Annotated in this window: 16 protein-coding genes; 14 read left to right on the forward strand and 2 right to left on the reverse strand. The window is 68.7% G+C overall.

The window, feature by feature from the left end:
- Positions 1-8 precede the first annotated feature (8 nt).
- Together ACTZWU_RS11130 and ACTZWU_RS11135 are read left to right on the forward strand one after the other, a co-directional pair.
- Positions 9-1079: a sugar phosphate isomerase/epimerase family protein gene (locus tag ACTZWU_RS11130; protein ID WP_444737430.1), complete on the forward strand. Its 1071-nt coding sequence runs from the start codon at positions 9-11 to the stop codon at positions 1077-1079.
- A gap of 3 nt (positions 1080-1082) precedes the next feature.
- Positions 1083-2183, forward strand: a complete 1101-nt coding sequence (locus ACTZWU_RS11135; RefSeq protein WP_444737431.1) for a Gfo/Idh/MocA family protein — start codon at positions 1083-1085, stop codon at positions 2181-2183.
- On the opposite strand, the gene ACTZWU_RS11140 is transcribed toward ACTZWU_RS11135, so the two are convergent.
- A complete protein-coding gene (locus ACTZWU_RS11140) occupies positions 2180-3208 on the reverse strand; it encodes a substrate-binding domain-containing protein (RefSeq protein WP_444737432.1) in 1029 nt (342 codons plus the stop codon). The two genes, ACTZWU_RS11135 and ACTZWU_RS11140, sit on opposite strands and share 4 nt — an antisense overlap.
- Positions 3209-3336: 128 nt before the next feature.
- Here ACTZWU_RS11140 and ACTZWU_RS11145 point away from each other — a divergent pair, with 128 nt between their 5' ends.
- The 8 genes from ACTZWU_RS11145 to ligD all read left to right on the forward strand — a co-directional run bounded on the left by ACTZWU_RS11145 (position 3337) and on the right by ligD (position 13058).
- Entirely contained in the window at positions 3337-4332 is a 996-nt protein-coding gene (locus ACTZWU_RS11145) for a substrate-binding domain-containing protein (RefSeq protein WP_444737433.1), read from the forward strand.
- Between the two features lie 57 nt (positions 4333-4389).
- Positions 4390-5895: a sugar ABC transporter ATP-binding protein gene (locus ACTZWU_RS11150; RefSeq protein ID WP_444737434.1), complete on the forward strand. Its 1506-nt coding sequence runs from the start codon at positions 4390-4392 to the stop codon at positions 5893-5895.
- Positions 5888-6898 (forward strand): ABC transporter permease, encoded by a 1011-nt coding sequence (locus ACTZWU_RS11155; RefSeq protein ID WP_444737435.1) that lies wholly within the window; start codon positions 5888-5890, stop codon positions 6896-6898. The genes ACTZWU_RS11150 and ACTZWU_RS11155 overlap by 8 nt, the downstream gene beginning before the upstream one ends.
- A gap of 11 nt (positions 6899-6909) precedes the next feature.
- Positions 6910-7899, forward strand: a complete 990-nt coding sequence (locus ACTZWU_RS11160; protein WP_444737436.1) for an ABC transporter permease — start codon at positions 6910-6912, stop codon at positions 7897-7899.
- 42 nt (positions 7900-7941) lie between these two features.
- A complete protein-coding gene (locus ACTZWU_RS11165; RefSeq protein WP_444737437.1) occupies positions 7942-8796 on the forward strand; it encodes a sugar phosphate isomerase/epimerase family protein in 855 nt (284 codons plus the stop codon).
- Positions 8797-8810: 14 nt separating this feature from the next.
- The gene (locus ACTZWU_RS11170) at positions 8811-9473 is read left to right on the forward strand and encodes a nucleoside/nucleotide kinase family protein (RefSeq protein ID WP_444737438.1); all 663 of its coding nucleotides are present in this window, start codon (positions 8811-8813) and stop codon (positions 9471-9473) included.
- A gap of 305 nt (positions 9474-9778) precedes the next feature.
- Positions 9779-10612, forward strand: a complete 834-nt coding sequence (ku, locus tag ACTZWU_RS11175; protein WP_444737439.1) for a non-homologous end joining protein Ku — start codon at positions 9779-9781, stop codon at positions 10610-10612.
- 1 nt (position 10613) lies between these two features.
- Positions 10614-13058, forward strand: coding sequence for a DNA ligase D (gene ligD, locus ACTZWU_RS11180; protein ID WP_444737440.1), 2445 nt, complete (start codon positions 10614-10616; stop codon positions 13056-13058).
- A 10-nt stretch (positions 13059-13068) separates the two neighbouring features.
- Here ligD and ACTZWU_RS11185 read toward each other — a convergent pair whose 3' ends face one another.
- Positions 13069-13701 (reverse strand): TetR/AcrR family transcriptional regulator, encoded by a 633-nt coding sequence (locus tag ACTZWU_RS11185; protein WP_444737441.1) that lies wholly within the window; start codon positions 13699-13701, stop codon positions 13069-13071.
- Positions 13702-13880: 179 nt separating this feature from the next.
- On the opposite strand from ACTZWU_RS11185, the gene ACTZWU_RS11190 reads away from it, so the two are divergent.
- From ACTZWU_RS11190 to ACTZWU_RS11205, 4 genes are all read left to right on the forward strand, one after another.
- Complete coding sequence (locus ACTZWU_RS11190) at positions 13881-15035, forward strand: efflux RND transporter periplasmic adaptor subunit (protein WP_444737442.1); 1155 nt, start codon at positions 13881-13883, stop codon at positions 15033-15035.
- A 4-nt stretch (positions 15036-15039) separates the two neighbouring features.
- Positions 15040-18156 carry an efflux RND transporter permease subunit gene (locus ACTZWU_RS11195; protein WP_444737443.1) on the forward strand — a complete coding sequence of 1039 codons (3117 nt, stop codon included), beginning with the start codon at positions 15040-15042 and terminating at the stop codon, positions 18154-18156.
- Positions 18157-18276: 120 nt separating this feature from the next.
- Positions 18277-21276: an exostosin domain-containing protein gene (locus ACTZWU_RS11200; protein WP_444737444.1), complete on the forward strand. Its 3000-nt coding sequence runs from the start codon at positions 18277-18279 to the stop codon at positions 21274-21276.
- Positions 21277-21328: 52 nt separating this feature from the next.
- Complete coding sequence (locus ACTZWU_RS11205) at positions 21329-22231, forward strand: hypothetical protein (RefSeq protein ID WP_444737445.1); 903 nt, start codon at positions 21329-21331, stop codon at positions 22229-22231.
- Positions 22232-22258 lie beyond the last annotated feature (27 nt).

Below are 22258 nucleotides of genomic sequence, written 5' to 3' on the forward strand. Positions count from 1 at the left end.
GGACGACCATGACCACGACCGAAAGCCGGGGCATCAAGGGCCCCGCCATCTTTCTGGCGCAATTCGCGGGCGACGCCGCGCCCTTCGACACGCTGCCCAACATCGCGGCCTGGGCGGCGGGGCTGGGCTACAAGGGCATCCAGCTGCCCTGCGATCTGCGCTTCATCGACCTGGACCGCGCGGCCGCGTCCCGCGATTACTGCGACGAGATCGCGGGCATCTGTGCCGAGGCGGGCGTCGAGATCACCGAGCTTTCGACCCATATGCAGGGCCAGCTTGTCGCCGTGCATCCGGCCTATGCCGCCCAGTTCGACGCCTTCGCGCCCGAGGCGCTGCGCGGCAAGCCCGCAGCGCAATCGGAATGGGCGGCGGGGCAGGTGGTCAAGGCTGCCCGCGCCTCGCGCCATCTGGGGCTTGACGTGCAGGTGGGGTTTTCGGGCGCGCTGGCCTGGCCCTATCTCTACCCTTGGCCGCAGCGCCCGCCGGGGCTGATCGACGAGGCCTTTGCCGAACTGGCCCGCCGCTGGCGCCCGATCCTCGACGCGCATGACGAGCAGGGCGTCGATTACGCGTTCGAGCTGCATCCGGGCGAAGATCTGATGGACGGCGCCAGTTTCGAGCGATTCCTCGACGCAACAGGCGGTCACAAGCGGGCGGCGATCAATTACGACCCCTCGCATTTCCTGTTGCAGCAGTTGGATTACCTGGGCTTCATCGACCTTTATGCCGACCGCATCCGGGCCTTCCACGTCAAGGATGCGGAATTCCTGCCATCGGCCCGACAGGGGGTCTATTCGGGGTTCTCGGGCTGGACCGAACGCGCGGGCCGCTTCCGGTCGCTTGGCGATGGGCAGGTGGATTTCCGGGGCGTCTTTTCGCGGCTGACGCAGGCGGGGTATCGGGGCTGGGCGGTGCTGGAGTGGGAATGCTGCCTGAAATCCGCAGAACAGGGCGCGGCCGAGGGCGCGCCCTTCATCGAAGCGCATCTGATCCGGCCCACGGAAACCGCCTTTGACGATTTCGCCGCCGGAGCGACCCCCGACCGGGGCGCGCTGCGGCACATGCTTGGATTGGAGTAGATCATGGAACGCATTCCCCTTGGCATGGTGGGCGGCGGGCAGGGCGCCTTCATCGGCGCGGTGCACCGCATTGCCGCGCGCATGGATGACCGCTTCACGCTGGTGGCGGGCGCGCTGTCCTCGGACCCCGCCCGCGCCCGCGCCTCGGCCGAGGCGATCGGCCTGCCGCGCAGCTATGACGATTACGACAGCATGGCCCGCGCCGAGGCTGCCCGCCCCGACGGCATCCGCGCCGTGGCCATCGTCACGCCGAACCACCTGCACATGCCCATTGCCCGCGCCTTCCTGCAGGCGGGCATTCACGTCATCTGCGACAAGCCCCTGACCGCGACCCTGCCCGAGGCCGAGGAACTGGCCCGCATCGCGGCCTCCTCGCAGGCGCTGCTGATCCTGACGCATACCTATGCGGGCTATCCGATGATCCGCGAGGCGCGCAGGCTGGTGGCCGAGGGCGCGTTGGGCCGCATCCGGCTGGTTCAGGTCGAATACGCGCAGGACTGGCTGGCCCGTCCCGGCCGCAGCAAGCAGGCCGATTGGCGCGCCGATCCCGCGCAGTCGGGCGAAGGCGGCGCGATCGCCGATATCGGCACCCATGCGGTGCATCTGGCGCAATACGTCTCGGGGTTGACGATCCGGTCGGTCGCCGCCGAGCTGACCACCTTCGTCGATGGCCGCGCGGTCGATGACAATGCCCATGTGATGCTGCGTCTGGGCGATCAGGCGCGCGGGATGCTCTGGGCCAGTCAGGTCGCTTCGGGCTCCGAGAACGAGGTCCGGTTGCGGGTCATGGGCGACGAGGCCGGGCTGGACTGGTCCCATGCCGACCCGAACCGCCTGCGCCTGACCCGTCTGGGCGAGCCGTCGCAGATCCTGTCGCGCGGCGGGCCGGGCTTTCAGGGCAGCGCGCGCGTCCCCTCGGGGCATCCCGAAGGCTATCTGGAAGCCTTTGCCTCGATCTATACCGACGCCGCCGACGCGATCATCGCGGGCCGGATGCCCGACGGGCTGCCGGGCCTGCAAAGCGGGCTGGACGGCATGCGTTTCATCCATGCCTGTATCCGATCCAGCCGGCAGGGTGGTCTCTGGCAGGATCTGCGCGACTAGAGCGCCCCTGTCGCGTCCGGCTGGGTGTCGTCCACGACGACCTTGGCCGGGACGACCTCGATCTCGCCCTCGCGCAGGGTCGTGCCGTCGAACCACGCAAAGCAGCGGGCGATCAGCGTCTCGACATCCTGGCGCAGCATGATCGTCTCGATGGGCAGGCAAGCGGCGAAAGGGTCCCAGTCGAAACAGGCGACCCGCAGATCAGGCAGGTCTGCCGCGTGCGCCTGCCAAAACCGGGCGAAACCCTCGAAGGCCGTGATCGAGTTCACCAACAGAGCCTTGGGGATCGCCCCGTTCCGCGCAAGGATCGACGCCATCGCATCGCAGGCCGCCCGCGGGCTGTAGCCGCAGCAATGGATCGCGGCGGCGTCGGGATCATGCCCGGCCTCGGCCAGCCCGGCGCGAAAGCCCTCGATCCGCGCCTCGGTCGCGTATTCGTCGCGTCTGCCGCCCAGAAACAGCGCCCCCGTCCGGGGCGCCAGCCCCGCCATCAGCCGCCGCGTCAGGTCGCGCGCGCCGCCATGGTTGTCCGTCACGACCGAAAACCCCGTGCCGCCGGGCAGATCCACATTGACGCAGCGAATCCCCGCCTCGCGGCAGAGCGCGTTGATGCGGGCCGGTTCCTCGGTCCCGGCCAGAACCAGAAACTCGACCTCTTGCGCGATCATCGTATCGGCCAGTTTCTGTTCGATCCGCGCATCCCTCTGGGTGCTGGCGACCAGCGGGATCAGCCCGCGCGCATGTGATTCGGTTTCGAAATGCTCGGTCAGGCCGGCAAAGAAGCGGTTGCGGTGATGCGGCACGATCAGCCCCGCCAGCGAGGACCGGTTCAGCCGCAGCGCCCGCGCCCGCTGATTGGGCCGGTAGCCCAGGCTCTGCGCCAGTTGCAGCACGCGCTCGGCCGTGTCGGCGTTGATCCGGTGATCCTTCCAGCCGCCGTTCAGCACAAGGCTAGCCGTCGCGGGCGAGGTCCCCGCCGCCTGCGCCAGATCCTTGATCGTGGGCTTCCGTCCTGTCCGCGCCATTCGTCCCCCTGATGATCCTGACCGGAAGAAATAGACGCATTTCCTGTTGACGTCATCTGCTAAAAGGATTTAGCAAATCCTTGACCGACCGGGGAGGAAAGGTCGGCATCACATCATGGGAGGAAATCATGTCGTCCTGGACAATGACGAGGCGCGCCCTGCTGGGCGCTGTTGCGGCGGGTGGACTACTGGCGCAGGGCGCGCTGGCCGACGACCACACGACCATTGGCGTGGTGGTCAAGATCGGGGGAATTCCGTGGTTCAACGCCATGGAAGCAGGCATCAGCGAACGCGCCGAGGAACTGGGCGTCAACGCCTTCATGATCGGGCCGACCAGCGCCGACCCCGCCCTTCAGGTCCGCGCCATCGAGGATCTGATCGCGCAGGGCGTCGATGTGATCGGCGTGGTCCCGAACGATGCCGACGTGCTGGAGCCCGTGCTGGCCCGCGCGCAGGCGGCGGGGATCAAGGTCGTCACCCATGAATCGCCCGGTCAGCAGAATGTGGACTGGAATTTCGAACTGGCCTCGGCGGTGGGCTTTGGCGAGGCTTATGGACAGCAGCTGGCCGAGTTGCTGGGCGGCCAGGGGCAATACGCGGTCTTCGTCGGCGGACTGACCGTGCCGTTGCACAATGCCTGGGCCGACGCCGCCATCGCCTGGATCGAGGCGAACCATCCCGACATGGAACTGGTCGGCGACCGCTTCGGCGTGGCCGAGGACGTGGACGCCTCGCGCCGCACGGCGCTGGACCTGATGCGCGCGCATGAGGGTCTGCGCGGCTTCCTGGCCTTTGGCAGCCAGGGCCCCATCGGCGCGGCCCGCGCCGTCGAGGAACGCCGCCGGGGCGGCGAGGTCATCGTTCTGGGGCCTTTCTCGCCCGGTCAGGGCCGCACGCTGATGCAGGACGGCATCCTGTCGGGCGGCTACATGTGGAACCCCAAACAGGCGGGCGAGGTCTTCGTGACGCTTGGCACGATGCTGGCCAATGACGAGCCGATCGAGGCGGGCATGGAGATCGAGGGGCTGGGCGTGATCGAGCCCGAGGGCCGCAACATCATCGTGGACCAGCTTGTCGAGATCAACACCGACACGGTGGACGATCTGGCCGCGATGGGCCTGTGATCCGCTCCGGGCGGGGCCGTGCCGGTCCCGCCCTTCCCTTGTCCGACGGAGGGTCTGATGCCCGAACCCGATCCGCAGGGTGCAAGCCTGCTGCGGCTGGCGCATGTCTCGAAACGCTTCGGCGGCGTGCAGGCGCTGGACGACATCGCCTTTGACGTCCGCCCCGGCGAGGTCCTGTGCCTTGCGGGCGAGAATGGCTGCGGCAAGTCCACGCTGATCAAGGTGATCAGCGGCGTCCATCGCCCCGAACCTGGCGCCGTGATGGAATGGGAGGGACGCGACATCACCGGCCTGACCCCCTCCGAGGCGCGCGCGCTTGGCATTCAGGTCATCTGGCAGGATCTGGCGCTTTTCCCCGAGATGAGCGTGGCCGAGAACATCGCATTCGAACGCAATCTGGGCGCACGGCCCCGGCTGGTGAACCGCAAGGCCATGCGGGCCGAGGCCGCCGCCGTTCTGGCGCGCCTTGGCGTGGACATTCCGCTGTCGATGCCGGTCGGGCGCCTGTCCATCGCCAACCGCCAGCTTGTCGCCATCGCGCGCGCCCTGGTGGCCGAGGCGCGGCTGGTCTTCATGGACGAGCCGACCGCATCCCTGTCTCAGCGCGAGACGGACGCCCTGATCGCCATCGTCCACCGCCTCAGCGCGCAGGGGATCGCGGTCGTTTTCGTCTCGCATCGCCTGAAAGAGGTGCTTGAGATCTGCACCCGCGTTACCGTGCTTCGCGACGGCAGGCTGGTCGGCACCTATCCGACGGCGGGCATGACGCAGGCCCGGCTGACCGAGCTGATGACCGGAACCAGCTTCGATTATGCCCCCCGCCCGGAAACGCGGCCCGCCGCGCCGCTGCTGGAACTGCGCGGCCTGACGCGGCATGGCGAATACCATGACATTGACCTGACCATCGCACCGGGCGAGATCGTCGGCCTGACGGGCCGCCTTGGTTCGGGGCGCACCGAACTGGCGCTGAGCCTTTTCGGCATGACCCGCCCGGACGCTGGCACGATCCTCTGGCAGGGCCAGCCCCTGCGGATGCGCCACAATCGCGACGCGATCCGCATGGGCATCGCCTATGTCTCCGAGGACCGGCTGTCGCTTGGCCTCGTGCAGCCGCAATCCATCGCCGACAATACCGTGGTGACGGTGCTAGACCGCGTGCTTGGCGGGCTGGGCCTGATATTACCCGCCCGCAAGTCCGCGATGGTGCGCGACTGGCTGACGCAGCTGCGCGTCAAGATCGGCCAGCCCACGGATGCGGTCTCGACCCTGTCGGGGGGCAACCAGCAGCGCGTGGTCCTGGCCAAGTGGCTGGCCACCGCGCCGAAGCTTTTGATCCTGGACAGCCCGACGGTCGGCGTCGATGTCGGCGCGCGGGCAGGGATCTTCGCCATCGTGGACGAGCTGGCGCGTCAGGGGCTGGCGATCCTGCTGATCTCGGACGAGGCGCCCGAGGTCTTTTTCAACGCAGACCGCATCCTGCACATGCGCGAGGGGCGTCTGATCGAGGAATTCACCCCTGCCCGCAGCACGCTGGCCGAACTGGAAGAGGCCGTCCATGCCTGAGATCCTGCGCGCGGTGGGCGCGACCGAACGCTGGCTGATCGTGGTCATCGTGGTGATCTGCCTTGGCCTGTCGCTGGCCACCGACACGTTCCTGACGCTGGTCAACCTGTTCGATCTGCTGAACTATTCGGCGGTGAACCTGATCTTTGCGGCGGGGCTGCTGGTCGTTCTGATCGCGGGCGGGATCGACATCTCGTTCGCGGTGGCGGCCTCGGTCGTGCAATATCTGGTCGTCACGATCCTGATGCAGATCGGCGGCGGCAACTGGGCCATCGGGCTGCTTCTAGCGGGGCTGATCGGCTTCAGCCTCGGCGCGATCAACGCGGCGCTGATCCACCATTTCCGGCTTGTCTCCATCGTCGTCACCATCGCCACGTTCAACCTGTTCTTCGGCCTTCTGATGTTCTTCACGGGCGGCGTCTCGATCTATGCGCTGCCGGGCTGGCTGAGCCGCCGGATCATCCTGTTCGAACACGAGACCCGGTCAGGCTGGGCCGAGATCACGCTGCCGGTTCTGGTCATGGTCGTGATGCTGGCCGCGACCTGGTTCATGCTGCGCCGCCTGAACCTGGGGCGGCAGCTTTTCGCCATGGGCGACAATCCCGAAGGCGCGCGGCGGCTGGGGATCAATATCGGGGCGATGCATTATCTGGCTTATGGTTGGCTTGGCCTCTGCGCCGGCATCGCGGGGCTGATGCAGGTGAACTACGCCCGCGAGGTCGTGCCCAACGCCCTCTATGGCCGAGAGCTTGAGGTTCTGGCTGCCGTGGTCCTTGGCGGCGCACGGCTGGGGGGCGGGCGCGGCACGCTGCTGGGCGCGGTGCTGGGCCTTGCGCTGGTCTCGATCACGCAGAACGGGCTGAACCTGTTGGGCGTCTCGCCCTTTGCCTTTCGCATGATCGTGGGCCTGATCATCCTGATCGCCATCAGCATGTCCTCGGAAACGCTGCGCGGCCTGACCGAGGGCCTGCGCCGCCGCCGCATCCGCGAGGCACAGTCATGAAAGGCGCCGCGATGCCCCGATTTCTGTCCGCCTCTGGCGAGCGTTCGACCCCGGCCCTGCGCGAGAACATGGCGCTGGTCGCCGTGCTGCTGGCGCTGGTCCTGCTGTTCTCGGTCCTCAGCGACCGGTTCCTGACGGCGGCGACCTTCTCGTCGATCGGCTATCAGCTGCCGGAGCTGGGCCTTCTGACGCTGGCCATGCTGATCCCGATCCTGTCGGGCGGCTTCAACCTGGCCGCGACCTTCTCGGCCAATATCGCGGGCCTTCTGCTGGCCTGGGTGCTGATCTGGGGCGGAGGCGCGGCCGCAGGTCCGGTCGTGCTGGTCGCCGCGATCCTTGTCGCGCTGGCAGGCGGGGGGCTGATCGGCTGGGTTCTGGGCGTGGTCGTCGCGCGGACGGGGGCGCATCCGATCCTGGCCTCGCTGGCGATGATGATCTTTCTGCGCGGCTTGGGCGAGTTCCTGACCCGCGGCGGCAGCGTCTCGGGCTTTCCGCCCGCGCTGTTGTGGCTGGGACAGGGGCAGGTCGCGGGTGTTCCGGTGCCTCTGGTCGTCTTCGGCCTCTGCGCGATCCTCTGGGCGGTGATCCTGAACCGGACGCGGCTGGGCTTCTCGATCTATCAGCTTGGCTCGAACCTCGAGGCCACGCGCTATTCCGGCGTCAACACACGCCGCGCCCTGACCATGGTCTATGTGCTGTCGGGCCTGATGTGCGCGGTGGCGGGCATCATCATGGCGGCGCGCTTCAATTCGGTCCGCGTCGGCCATGGCGAGGCCTATCTGCTAATCACCGTGCTGGCCTGCTTTCTGGGCCGGGTCGATCCCTTCGGCGGCTTCGGCCGCGTCATGCCGGTCGTTCTGGCGCTGGTGATCCTGCAGGTGATCGGCTCGGGGCTGAACCTGATCGGCACGAACCAGCATCTGGCCACCGCGCTGTGGGGGGCGATCCTGATCGCGGTGATGGTCGCGCGCCATCTCTGGGGCCGTTGGGCTGCGCGATGAAACCTTTTTCTGAAATAGCAACACCCTTGCAAGGACAGTGATATGACGATCAGCGGCTTTGGCGTGCATACCGCGATGTGGGCGATGGAGTGGAACCGCGAGGCGGCCGAATACGCCATCCCCGAGGCCGTGCGCCACGACATCGCGTTTCTGGAAATCACCATGCTGGACCCCGAAGGCGTGGACGCGGCCCATACCCGCGCGCTGCTTGAAAAGCACCAGGTCGCCTGCGTGGCCTCGCTTGGCCTGCCCCTTGACCGGCTGCCCACGAACAACCCCGAAGGCGCGCTGGATTTCCTGAAGATGGCGCTTGATGTGACCGCCTCGATCGGGGCCGAGGCGATGAGCGGCGTCCTTTACGGCGGCATCGGCCAGCGCACCGGCAAGCGCCCGACCGAGGCCGAATACGACGCCACCGCCCGCGTGGTCGAGAAGGCCGCCGCCTATGCCCGCACCAAAGGCCTCGGCTTTGGCCTTGAGGCCGTGAACCGCTACGAGAACCACCTGCTGAACTCGGCCGATCAGGCGGTCCGCCTGTGCGAGCGTGTGGGCGCCGAGAATGTCTTTGTGCATCTGGACACCTACCACATGAACATCGAGGAAAAGGGCCTGGCCAACGGCATCCTGCGCGCGCGCGAGCATCTGAAATACATCCACCTGTCCGCATCCGATCGCGGCACGCCCGGCATGGACACGATCCAGTGGGACGAGGTCTTCTGCGCGCTGGCCGCCATCGACTTCAAGGGCGGCATGGCGATGGAGAGCTTCATCACCGTGCCGCCTCAGATCGCCGACGCGCTGTCGGTCTGGCGCGATGTCGCCCCCTCGCGCGATGAGGTGCTGACCGACGGTCTGTCTTTCCTCAAGATGAAAGCGCGGCAATATGGGCTGATCTGACAGAAAGGCCCGACATGAAACCGACCGACGACCCCGCCATGCGCGGCCGCACCCCGATCACCCGCGCCGCGCTGACCGAACGGCTTGCCCCTCTGGCCGCCGGGCCGTCTCGCTGCTTTGTGGCCTTGGCGGGGCCGCCCGGCGCGGGCAAAAGCACCCTGGCCGAGGCGCTGCTGGCCGATCTGTCGCGCATTCATCCGGGACGGGTGGCGATCCTGCCGATGGACGGGTTCCATTACGACGACCTCTGGCTGGAACCGCAGGGGATGCGCCCGCGCAAGGGCGCGCCCTTCACGTTCGACGTGCGCGGCTTCGCCGCGACACTGGCGCGGCTGCGGGCCGATGACGGGCCGGTCGCGGTACCCGTCTTCGATCGCGCGATCGAGATCGCCCGCGCAGGCGCCCGCATCATCGACCCCGCCATCCGGCTGGTTCTGGTCGAGGGGAACTACCTTCTGCTGGACGATCCCGAATGGCATCCTCTGGCCGCGCATTTCGACCTGACGGTCGCGCTGGACGTGCCGCTGTCGGAACTGGAACGGCGGCTTCTGGATCGCTGGCGTGACCTGCCCCCCGCCGAGGCCCGCCTGAAGGTCGAGGCGAATGACCTGCCCAATGCGCGGCTTGTCGTCTCGTCCTCGCGCATGGCGGACCTGCTGGTCAAAGCCGACGGGTGAACGGGGCTAACGCAAGGCTTGTGAAAAAGGTTGAGCCTACGGGCGGACGCGGCAATCCCTGGCTCTGGCTTCTGGCTGGCTGCCAGCGAGAGCGCTCAAGGTAAGCCCTGATGATGCCTCGACCGTATTGGCCGCCTCGCCGTTGTGATCGCGTGACCAAAGAGCCGGTGCGCCGTGGTCAAGCCCGCCCGATCCGGGACAGCCGCAAACCACCGGGCGCGCGGTCCTGCGGACCTTGATCGCCGGGCGGCACTGAACCCTGACGCCCCGGCCGGCGTTCCCTGATGATCGCCACGGAGGATGTCATGGCTTCTCGCGCCGTCTGGAAGGGCCAGCTTCGTCTGTCTCTTGTCGCCATTCCCGTTGAACTGCACCCGGCCACGCGCTCGGGCGCGCGGCTCTCCTTTCGCCAGATCCACGGCCCCTCGGGCAAGCCGGTCCGCTACGAAAAGACAGTGGCGGGGGTAGGCCCGGTCAAGCCTGACGAGATCCTCAAGGGTTACGAGCTGGCCAAGGGCGATTACCTGCTGCTGCAACCCGAAGATATCGACGCGATCAAGCTGGAAACCCGCAAGACGCTGGAACTGGTGCAGTTCGTGGACCAGTCCGAGATCTCGCCGCTTTATTTCGACCGGCCCTATTACGTCATCCCCTCGGACGATCTGGCGCAGGATGCCTATCGCGTGGTGCGCGATGCACTGCGGGCCGAGGGAAAGACCGCGCTAGGCCAGCTGACGATGCGGGGGCGCGAATACCTCTGCGCGATCCGGCCATGCGGCGACGGGCTGCTGCTGGAGACGCTGCGCTATGAGGACGAGATCCGCGAAGCCGCGCCGCTTTTCTCGGCGATCGAGGATCAGAAAAGCGATGACGATCTGCTGGACGTGGCGACCCAGCTGATCCGCCGCAAGGCCGCGCCCTTCGATGCGGGCGCCTTTCGCGACCATTACGACGAGGCGTTGCGCGCCCTGATCGAATCCAGGCGCAAGAGCCGCAAGACCCCGCGCACCAAGCTGGGCGATGGCGACGACCAGCGCGGCGGCGGCGCGACGAATGTCGTCGATCTGATGTCCGCGCTGAAGGAAAGCCTGAAGAAGGACGGCCCCAAGCCGCGCGGTCGCGGCAAGAAGTCCGCCTGACATGCCGGGGCTGCAGCGATACCGCGACAGGCGCGATTTCGCCGCGACGCCCGAGCCGTCCGATCCGGGCCAGCCTTCGGGGCTGGCGCTGCGCTACAGTATACAGAACCACGACGCGACGCGGCTGCACTGGGATCTGCGGCTGGAATGGCAGGGCGTCCTGCTGAGCTGGGCGGTCACGCGCGGCCCCTCGCTGGACCCGTCCGACAAGCGACTGGCCGTCCGGACCGAGGATCACCCCCTGTCCTATCTGCAATTCGAGGGCGTGATCCCCAAGGGCCATTACGGCGCGGGCAGCGTGATGCTGTGGGATCTGGGCTGGTGGCAGCCCCTCGAACCGGCGGGGCGTGGGCTGGCCAAGGGCCATCTGCGGATGCGCCTGCACGGGCGTCGCCTGACCGGCGACTGGAACCTCGTGCGGATCAAGGGCCGTGCCTCAGACAAGGGGCGCGAGAACTGGCTGCTGATCAAGCAGCAGGACGAGGCCGCAGGCGGCCCCGACCCCGCCGCGCGCCACCGGACCAGCGTGGCGACCGGCCGTTCGATGGCCCAGATCGCAGCAGGGGCAAAGCCGGTCGCACCACCGCGCAAGGGCGGCACACCGCGCCCGGTCGCGCCGCAGCTTGCCACACTGGCCGACGAGGCCCCCTCGGGCGGCGATCACTGGCACGAGCTGAAACTTGACGGCTACCGCGCGCAGGTGGCTGTCGGCGCCGGGGGCACGCGCATTTTCACGCGGGCCGGGCATGACTGGTCCGACCGTTTCGCCGAATTGCTGCCTGCCTTCGACGACCTGGCCTGCAAATCCGCGCTGATCGACGGAGAGATCGTGGCCGGGGCCGGTCTGTCGGGATTCGGTGCGTTGCAGGATGCCATCGGGGCAGGGGGGCCGTTCCGCTTCGTGGGCTTCGACCTGCTGCATCTGGACGGGCGCGACCTTGGCGGGAAACCCCTTCGCCAACGCCGCGCCGCGCTGGAGACGCTGTTCAATCCGCTGCCGCCGATGGGGCCGCTGCCCCTGTCCCCCGTGATCGAGGGCCCTGTGGACGAGGCCCTCGATCTGATCTGCCGGCAAGGCGGCGAAGGGCTGATCGCCAAGCGGCACGACGCCCCCTATCGCGGCGGGCGAGGGCGCGACTGGCTCAAGATCAAGTGCCGCCGCAGGGGCGAATATGTGGTCGTGGGCTGGCAGCCCTCGGACAGCCCGGCGCGGCCCTTTGCATCGCTTCTGCTGGCCGCGCGCAAGGGCGAGGATTGGCGCTACATGGGCAAGGTCGGCAGCGGCTTCGACGGCACCGCGATGGCCGATCTGGCGGATCGGATGCGCCCGCTTGCACGAAAGACCGCACCGCTTGCGGCGCCTCGTCCCGAGACCGCAGGCGCGCGCTGGATCAACCCCGTTCTGGCCGTCGAGGTCGATTACGCCGAGATCACCGCATCGGGGCGGCTGCGCCACGCCGTCTATCTGGGCCTGCGCGAGGACAAGCCCGCCGACCAGATCCACCATGAGGAGCCCGCGCCCATGTCCGAGCCCACGACCGGCCGCGAGATGATCGCGGGCATCGCGCTGAGCAGCGGCGACCGGGTGATCTTTCCCAAGCCCCGGCTGACCAAGGCCGATCTGGCCCGCTATTACGAGGCCGCCGCGCCCCTGATGCTGTCCGAGATGGCCGACCGCCCCCTGTCGCTGCTGCGCCTGCCCGAGGGGCTGGAGGGCGAGCGGTTCTTTCAGAAACATCCCGGCAGGGGCTTCCCCGACGCGCTGAAGACCATGCAGATCGAAGGATCGGATGGCGACAGCGCGCCCTATGCCTATGTCACCGACGCGGCGGGGCTGGTCGGCGCCGTGCAGATGGGCAGCGTCGAGTTTCACATCTGGGCGGCGCGCCGCGACCGGCTGGACCGACCCGACCGGCTGGTGCTGGACCTGGACCCGGACGAGGGGCTGGGCTTTGCCGCGACCCGCCGCGCCGCGCTGGACCTGCGCGATCTGCTGGCCCAGATCGATCTGGATTGCTGGGCCATGCTGTCGGGCGGCAAGGGCATCCATCTGGTCGTGCCGCTGAAGCGCCAATCCGGCTGGGACAGCGTCAAGCTGTTCTCGCGCGGGCTGGCGCATCTGGCCGAAAGCCGCTGGCCGCGCCGCTTCACCGCGCAGATGGCGAAAAGCCGGCGCGAAGGCCGCATCTTCATCGACTGGCTGCGCAACGAACGCGGCGCGACCGCCATTGCGCCCTTTTCGGTGCGTGCCCGGCCCGGCGCTCCGGTTGCCTGTCCGGTTGGCTGGGACGAGTTGCCGGGGATCCGGCGGGCAGGGGCTTTTTCGACCGAGGCCGCGCTTGAACGGGGCTGGGCAGGGGTGACGCCGCCCCAGCCGCAGGCCCTGACCAACGCGCGCGTCGATGCGCTGGAACGGCTGTTGAACACCGAACCCCCCCGCACCTGAGGCCCTGCGATCACGCTGCGGGCGGTGTGCCCAGAACCCCCCGGCTGATCTCGTTCAGAAAGAGCCATTCGTCGATGTTCTCGGCGACGACGCGGGCCTTGCCGTCGATATGCAGAAAGGAATGGCCGTGGACGAAAGACCACAGCATATAGGCGCGCCGCATCACCAGCGGATCATCCGGTGGCAGGCCCAGCCGATTGGCCGCCGCCCTGACGACCACGCCGAAACAGCATTCGCCCTTTTGCTGAAGGTCCGGTGCATTTTCGTGCCCCTCGGTCAGTCCGAAAACCAGTCGGAAGACGCCCGGCTCGGCCCGCGCAAAATCGACATAGGCCAGCCCGATCGCCGCCACGGCCTCGAGCGAGCCGACCGGATGGGCTGCGGCGGCCTGTTCCATCGAAATGCGTAGCCGGTCCAGCGCCTCGCTTGCGACCGCGCGCAGGATTTCAGGGCGGTCCTTGAAGTGCTTGTAGGGCGCGGCAGAACTGACCCCGGCGCGGCGCGCCGCCTCGGCAACCGAGAACCCGTCCGGGCCATGCGTCTCGACCAGTTCGCGCACGGCCTCGATCAACTGGGCGCGCAGGTCGCCGTGGTGATAGGCGGATTTCGGGGTCACGGCGGGCGCGGGCGCTTCATCGGACATTGTGATCGCCCTTCGCAGTCGATGTCTTCCCGCGGAAGTTAGCAGCGCTTACATGCAGCCGCAAGGCGGTTCGGCGGCTTAGGGATGGCCACCCGCGAATGCGACCCGACGTTGCTTGCCACTTGCCAAAGTGAGTGATTCTAACTTATGTAAGTATCGCTTACATTGAGGATGCGACCATGACCGATCGCGCAGAGACCGTGACCCGCAAGGCACTCCGCCGGGGCGCGACGCTGGCCCTCACGCTTGTCATTGCCAGCGCCGCAGGCGCGGCCGTCATCGGGGGGCGCGCGCTTCTGTCGGCCAGCCCCGCCGATCCCGGCCCTGTCGCCCCACGAACGACGGTGCGCGTGATCGCGGTCGCGCCAGAGCCCGGCTACACCGTCACCCGCCGCTTCGCCGGTCAGGTCGAGCCTGCCGCCCGCATCGAGTTGGGTTTTGAACAGGGCGGGCGGGTCACGCAGGTTCTGGCCGACGAAGGCGATCTGGTCGCCGAGGGCACGGCTCTGGCGCGGCTGGATACCCGCGCGCTGATCCCCGAACGGGCCGCACTTCAGGCCGAACTTGCCGCGCTCAGCGCCGATGCCGAGCTTGCGCGGCTGACCCTGGCCCGACAGGACGCGCTGACCGAGCGAGGCTTTCGCGCCGTCGCCGCGCAGGACGAGGCGCGGCTGACCCTGGCGCGGATCGAGGCCGGGATGGACGCCACCAAGGCCCGGATCGCGGGGGTCGATGTGCTTTTGGACAAGTCCGTCCTGCGGGCGCCCTTTGCGGCGCGGGTCGGCGCACGGCTGGTCGATCCGGGTCAGACCGCGATTGCGGGCCAGCCGGTTCTGGTCCTGCATGACGCATCCCCGGCCCGACTGCGTGTGGGACTGCCCCCCGATCTGGCCGCCACGCTGTCGCCGGGCGACGCGCTGGCGGTCGAGATCGGCGGCCGGGTGCATGACGCCCGCATCCTGCATCTGCGCCCCGATCTTGACCCCGCCACCCGCAGCCGCCCCGTCATCCTGACGCTGCCCGAGGGGGCGGCCCCGCTCTTTGGCGAGACCGTGACCGTGGTCCTGCGGCAGCAGATCGACGAGGCGGGTTTCTGGGCGCCGCTCGCGGCTCTGCGCGAAGGCGCGCGGGGCAGCTGGTCGGTCATGGCCCTGCGCCCCGACCCGGGGGGCGATCTTGTCCAGCCCGTCGCGGTCGAGGTGATCCATGCCGAGGGCGCGCGGGTCTTCCTGCGCGGCGCCCTGCCGCAAGGCGCGCGCATCATCGCCGAGGCGCCCGAGCGCGTGGCACCGGGCCAGTCCGTGCTGGTCCAGCTTGCCCGTGCGGGGGAATAGTCCGATGAATACGCTGTTCTTCCGCCAGCCGCGCCTGGTGATGCTGGCGCTGCTGGTCATCCTGTCGGCGGGGGCCTCGGCCCTCTGGTCCATCGGGCGGCAGGAAGACCCGACCATCACCAACATCTTCGCCACGATCACGACGGTCTTTCCCGGCGCGGACCCGGCGCGGGTCGAGGCCCTCGTGACCGCCAAGATCGAGACAGAGCTGCGCACAATCCCCGAGATCGCGACCATCGAATCCACCTCGGGCACCGGCATCTCGGTCATTTCGGTCGAGCTGGAAGAGACCACCCCCCCGGCGTCCATCGAACAGGTCTGGAGCCTCGTGCGCGACGCGATGCAGGATGCGCGGCGCGACTTTCCCGTGGGCGTGCTGGAACCCGAATTCGACAGCGACAGCGCGGGCGGCTATGCCGCGATCTTCGCGCTGACCATGCCTGACGGATTCAGCCTGCCCCGCGCCGCGCGCGAGGCCGAGGCGCTGGCCGACCGGCTGCGCCGTGTGCCGGGCACCAGTCTCGTGGATCTGCACGGCCTGCCTGAGGAGGAGGTTCTGGTCACGCTGGACCCCGATCGCAGCGCCGCCTTGGGCCTGACCGCCGACGCGGTCTCGGCGGCGATCCGGGCTGCGGATGCCAAGGTTCAGGCGGGGCGGCTGCGCGGCGACCGGGCGGATCTGGTGCTGGGCGTCACCGGCGAGATCACCTCGCTCGACCGGTTGCGCGCCGTGGTGTTGCTGCAAGAGGAAGCGGGCGGCATCACGCTGTTGGGCGACGTGGCCGAAATCACGCGCGGCCCGCGCCTGCCCCTGTCCGAGGCCGCGCTGCATGGCGGGCGGCCCGCGATCCTGATCTCGGCCCGGCTGGGCGACGGGTTGCAGGTGGATCGCTGGATGGCCTCTGTTCGCGCGGCCATCGAGGGACAGCAGGCCGTGCTGCCCTGGGGCCTGTCGCTTGAGACCGTGTTCGACCAGAGCCGCTACACGACCGAGCGCCTGACCGAGGTCGGGCTGAACATGGCGGTGGGCGTCGCGCTGGTGGTCGCGGTCCTGTTCGTCACGCTTGGCGCGCGCGCCGCGCTGATCGTGGCGATGGTTCTGCCGATGGTCTCGCTGGCTTCGGTCGCCACGCTGAACGCGCTGGCCGTGCCGATCCACCAGATGAGCGTGTCCGGCCTCATCGTCGCGCTTGGCCTGCTGGTGGACGCGGCCATCGTGATGACCGACGAGATCGGCAAGCTCATGCGCGTGGGCCTGTCGCGGTTGCAGGCCGTCTCGCGCGCCGTCCGCCGGCTGGCCATGCCCCTGACCGCCTCGACCATGACGACGATCCTGTCCTTCATGCCGCTTCTGCTGCTGCCCGGGCCTGCGGGGGATTTCGTCGGCTCGATCGCGATCTCGGTCATCGTGATGCTGACCTGGTCGCTGGTGATCGCGCTGACCCTGACGCCGGCACTTGCCGGGCGCTGGCTGCGTCCCGGCGGGGGCGAAACCGCGCGCCAGGGGCCGGTGGGACGGCTGTTCCGCCGCGCGCTGACCCTGTCTATGGCCAATCCCCTGCGCAGCGTGATCATCGCGCTGGTTCTGCCGGTGCTGGGCTTTCTGACGCTGCCGGGCCTGACCCCGCAATTCTTTCCCGGCGTGGATCGTGACCAGTTCCATATCGAGGTCGATCTACCCCCCGGCACCAGCCTCGACGAGACGCTGCGCGTGGTGCGCCGGATCGACGCCGACCTCGCCGCGCGGGACGGGATCGCGGATATCGCCTGGGTGATCGGCCGCTCGGCGCCCGCTTTCTATTACAACATGGTCGGCAACCGCGATCAGGCCCCGGCCTTTGCGCAGGCGCTGATCCGCACGCAATCGCCCGCTGCGACCGCGCGCCTGCTGGCGGAACTACAGGCCGACCTGCCCGCCGCCTTTGCGCAGGCGCGGTTCGTGATCCGGGGGCTGACCCAAGGCCCGCCCGTCGCGGCCCCGGTCGAACTGCGCCTCGTGGGGCAGGATATCGACGCGCTGCGTCGGGCGGGCGACGATCTGCGCGGCCTGTTGGCCGAGGTGCCCCAGATCGCGCTGGTGCGAACCGGGATCGCGGGCGGGGCGCCCAAGCTGACCGTCACCGTGGACGAGGCGCGCGCGCGCCTTCTGGGACTGGATCCGGGCCAGGTCGCCCGGCAGATGGAGGCCGGGCTGGAGGGCGTGACCGGCGGCTCGCTGCTCGAGGGGACCGAGGAATTGCCGGTCCGGGTCCGCCTCGGGGCGGGGCTGCGCGGTGATCCGGTGGCGGTCGGCGACATGCCGATCCTGCCGCCGGGCGCGGCCAACGCGGCGCGGGCGGGCCTGCATCCCGGCGTGCCGCTGTCGAGCCTGGGCACGCTGCAACTGGAGCCTTCGGAAAGCACCATCACCCGCCGCAACGGCGAGCGCGTGAACAATGTTCAGGCCTACCTGATGCCGGGCGTCCTGCCCGCCATCGCGCTGGCCGGTGCCATGGCGCTGCTGGAGGCCGAGGGCTACGCCCCTCCGCAGGGCATCCGGCTAGAGACCGGCGGCGATACCGATGCCCGCGACAGCACGGTCCGGGCGCTGGTCGCACCCCTCGGGCTGATCGTCACGCTGTCCTTGGCGGTGGTGGTGCTGACCTTCAACTCGTTCCGCCTGACGCTGATCGCCTTTGCGGTGGCGGGTCTTTCGGCGGGGTTGTCGATGCTGGCGCTGGCGATCTTCGGCTATCCGTTCGGGATCAATGCGATCATCGGGGTGATCGGCTCGATCGGTGTGTCGGTGAACGCGGCGCTGATCGTGCTGTCGGGGCTGCAACAGGACGCGCGCGCCGCATCGGGCGACCGGCAGGCGATGGTCGAGGTCGTGGCAGGCTCGGCGCGGCACATCACCTCGACCACGATCACGACCGTAGGAGGCTTCCTGCCGCTGATCCTTGCCGGGGGCGGCTTCTGGCCGCCCTTCGCCATGTCGGTCGCCGGAGGCGTCGCGCTGTCGGTGACGCTGGCCTTCGCCTTCACGCCGCAGATGTTCGCGCTGACCCTGCGGCGCCCGGCGCCCGTAGCCGCGCCGGATCGATCCGCGACGCCGGAATTCTTGCACCCCGGCGGCGTATAGCCTAGGCGATACGGGCCGGTTCGATTCATCGCGCCGGGACGAGTTGATCGCACGACAAGGGCAGGACATGACGGCCTTGCGCGGGCGCTCGGCAGCCTCGAAGGGCCGCCCGAGCAGTTCATGACCTGGATCAATGCCGACGATCTGCTGCTGTCGGGCGCGCTTGCGCTGGTGTCCGAAATCGACCGGCAGTTCTCGTCGAAACAGGTCTCGTGGCTTGGCGGGGCCGTGGCGATCATGCGCGACGACGTGATCATCCAGTCACATGACCGTCCCCTGCCGGCCGCGGCGATCGGGGCGGGGCTTTGCGACGGGCATCACTGGCCCTTTGTCCAGCAGGAGGGCACGTTCTTCCGGCGCTGGCTCTGGAACAAGGCGGATGCGGCAAGCCTGCTGCCGACCTTCCGGCTGGCGGGCGATTGGGCGCTGTGGCAGCGCTTCGCGCAGCATGCCTCGTTGGTGCAGTCGCGCAATCCCCTGGGCGCGTTCCGGCTGCGAGAGGGTCAGCTTTCGGCCAGCCAGCGCGACCTCTATCTGGCCGAGATCGAGCGCCTGATCCCCACTGCAAAGCGCGACGAGGCCCTGCGCGCGCTGGCGGCGGCGCCAGATGTCATGCGCCGCACGATCCGCAGCCGCTATCCCGACGGGCTGCTGAGCCTCTATGACGAATCCGCCAGGTACGAGCTCGTGGCGCGCCATCAAAGATGCTTCGGCAAGGCCCCGCCGCAGGGCGAAGGCCGGGGCGCGACGCCGCCGGTTGAAGTAACGACCGGCACCTTGCCGGAAGCGGTCGTGCAGAAGCCCGAGCGCCCGCTTGTCCGGATGCCCGGGATCATCGGGCTGGACGCGGAATGGCAATTTCCCGCCATCACGGAACAGCACGCCTTCCACCGCCTGGCCGCGACCGGGCTGAACCTGCCGCGCGCGCCGCTTTACGTGGCCTTTCCCTGGGCCACGCTGATCGACAAGTTGCAGACCCGCGCTGCCGACGCGGCCGACTTCATGGCGGAACTGGACCGGGTCTGTGCCGTCCTGCCCGAAGGGCGGCGCAGGGTGACGGTCTGCCAGCACATCTTCGCGCGGAAGTATCAGTATCTCTTTGACATGGCCGGAATTTCCGATGTGTTCTGGCCCCATGCCACACCGGCCGACCAGCAGTGCGATCCAGCCGCGGAGACGGGCGTCAGGTTTCATCCCTTTCCGCTCTATCCCGTGCAGACGCCCGAGGCCCTGCCCGAAGCCTCGCCCGAGGCCGACGGGTTGGCGCGCCCGCATCTCTATTCCTTCATCGGCGCGCGGGCGAATTCCTGGTATCTGACGCAGTCGCGAAACTGGATCCTCGACCTTCTCAGCGATGATCCGAGGGGGCTGATCCGGGGGCGCGACGGCTGGCATTACCAGCGCGTCGTCTATGACAAGCAGATCCTGAAGAATGCCACTGGACAGCCCGAGACGCTGGTGGATCAATCCGCGACCGACGAGTTCCGCGAGGCGCTGACCGGTTCGGTCTTTGCGCTGTGCCCGTCGGGGACGGGGCCAAACTCGATCCGGTTGTGGGAAGCGCTGGCCGCAGGGACGATCCCGGTGATCCTGGCCGATGACTGGGCGCCTCCGGGCGATCGGCGGCTCTGGGATCAGGCGGCCATCTTCTGCCCCGAGACGCCCGAGGCCATCGCCGCGCTGCCGGACCTCTTGGCCGGGATCGCCGAGGATCCGCAGCGGATTGCCGCGATGCGCCACGCGATGCGGCAGATCTGGCTGCTCTATGGTGCGCCCTCGTTCGTCACCGACCTTCTTGACTTCATCCTGTCGAACGCGACCGAGGCCGGGGACGAGCCGCCCGCGGACGCGGCAGGGGCGCTGCTGGTGCGCTGGAGCGGGCGCCTGCTGCTGGACCCCGCCGCCGCCCTGGACGAGATCACGGCCTCGGACAAGCTGACCGCGACCCTCGCGGCCGAACGGGGACGGATCGCCGAGCCGCGCATCGGGCAGCATTTCGACGCGGTGCTGCGCCGTGCGCTGCATTTCACCCGGCGCGACCTGCCCGGCCTGACCCCGGCCGAGGGGCATGGCCTGCCCGCACCCTCGATCCGGCGCATCCATGCACCGCGTATTTGCCTTTTCGGCCGTCACGCTTCCCGGACGCCCATGGCATATGACGCGATCCGCCGCCATGTCGGCCGCCGCCTCGAGCTGGTGCCCGAACCCGAAGGGGCAGAACTGGTCGTGACGGGTTTCGATCTCGATTTCCGCGAGCACGCGGCGCGCATCGACGCGCTGGCCACCAAGGGCACAAGCCTTGCGGTGATCTCTGAGGAACCTCTTTGGGACATCACCTGGAGCGGTGCGCCCCAGGGTCGCCGCAATGCCTTGACGCAGGGCGGGATCACGCTGAATTACGCCCATCTGGCGCATGGCACGTCCGAGATCTTCGATTTCGAGACTCTGCCCTATTTCCCGCTGACCGACGACCGGTTCATCACGCGCTTCGCCAGCCTGATCGCCCGTCAGGCCGGACGCCGTCCAGCCGATCTGCTGGCGCATTGGCGTGCGGCCTGCCTGCCTGCCGCCTTCATCGCTGAATATCGGGCGGGCGAAAACTACCGCCACAAGCGCCCCGAGGGCGAGGTGGTCCGCCTCAGCGCCTATCGCACCGAACTGGCCGAAGCGATGCGCCCGGATGGCGCGCTGTGTCTGGGCAAGGGCTGGGGGGCCGACGCTACGCGGCAGGACCTGCCCGACTGGCATCTGGACAAGCTGGCCCAGGTGCATGACCGCAGCCTGCTTCTGGGCGCGCAAGAGAACATCCACCTGAACGGCTATATCTCGGAAAAGCCGTTCGACGCCTTCGCCTGCGGTGCGATCCCGGTCTGTTTCGCGGGGCCGCGACACCGGCTTTTCGAACTGGTTGCGCACGCCGCCATGGTGAACACCTACGGGCTGGAGGTCGCAGAGGCCGCCGCATATCTGACGGATTTCTCCCCCGATATGGCCCTAGCCGACGCATGGCTGGACACGGCACAGCGGCTTGCGTCGCTTTTCGGCGATTTCCGGATCGTCGAGGCCGAACGCGCGCGCATCGCCAACGCCCTCGTGACCGAGGTGATGTGCCATGTCTGACAGCGCCGCCGCAGAAATGGTCGATCCGGCTGCCACAAAGGAGGGTCCGCCCATGAAGCCGCTCAAGGCAGAGGCCGCCACCGTCGCCGCTCCCGCTCGGCGCCTGCTGGCCACGGCAGATGTCCCTCCGACCCTTTTGGACGCGCTGTCCGATCAGGGCACGCGGATCGAGACGCCCCCGGACCTGTCGCAGGCGGCGGATGGCGCCCCCGTGGCGATCCTGTGGGACATTCCCGCGGCCTCCATCCGTGAGGCGCTGGCCGAGAGCCGCGACCCGGCGCCCGTCGCCCGCGCCTGGCAAATCCGGGCGCAGGCCCTGCTGGACCTGCATCGGGCCGCCCCCGAGCGGTGTGCGTTGATCGCCGCCTCGGGGCTGGCCGGTCCGGATGCCGCGTCGGTGATCCCGCATGTTTCGGGTCCGAACGGTGCGGGCCTGGCACGGGCGATGCAAGAGGCGGGTGATCCGCTGGCCGCCTTGCTGGCACTGGGCGTTCTGGCCAGCGATCCCGACCTGCGCGACACGCTGTCGGCTCTGGATGGGGCGAGCCTTGGACAGATCCAACCCGCGACGCTGACCAGCGCTGCCGCACGATATGCGGCCCTTCTGGACAGCGCGGGTTGCGCGGTCCTGATGCGCGAACAGTTGCTGCTTCAGCAGCTCTCCCCGGCCGAGGGCGCGGGCGCATCGCCACGGGCCGCAACCGACGGACGCATGGCGCGCATCACGGCGGAACTGCATCAGACGCTGACCCAACTCAGGCAGGAACGGTCGCGGCGCAAGCAGGCCGAGGATCAGCGCGACAGCGCGGTGATGCGGCAGACGCAGACGGCCGAGACCCTGGCCGCTGTCCTCACCTCGCGCTCGTGGCGGATCACGCGGCCCCTTCGGACGCTCAGCATGTGGCTGTTGCGGTCCGCGCCCCCGATCGATGGCGGGCGCGATGAGCCGCGCTGACCCGCAGATCCGGGCCCGAACCCCATT

Origin of the sequence: Paracoccus sp. NSM (assembly GCF_052379855.1) — a bacterium.
Lineage (GTDB): Bacteria > Pseudomonadota > Alphaproteobacteria > Rhodobacterales > Rhodobacteraceae > Paracoccus.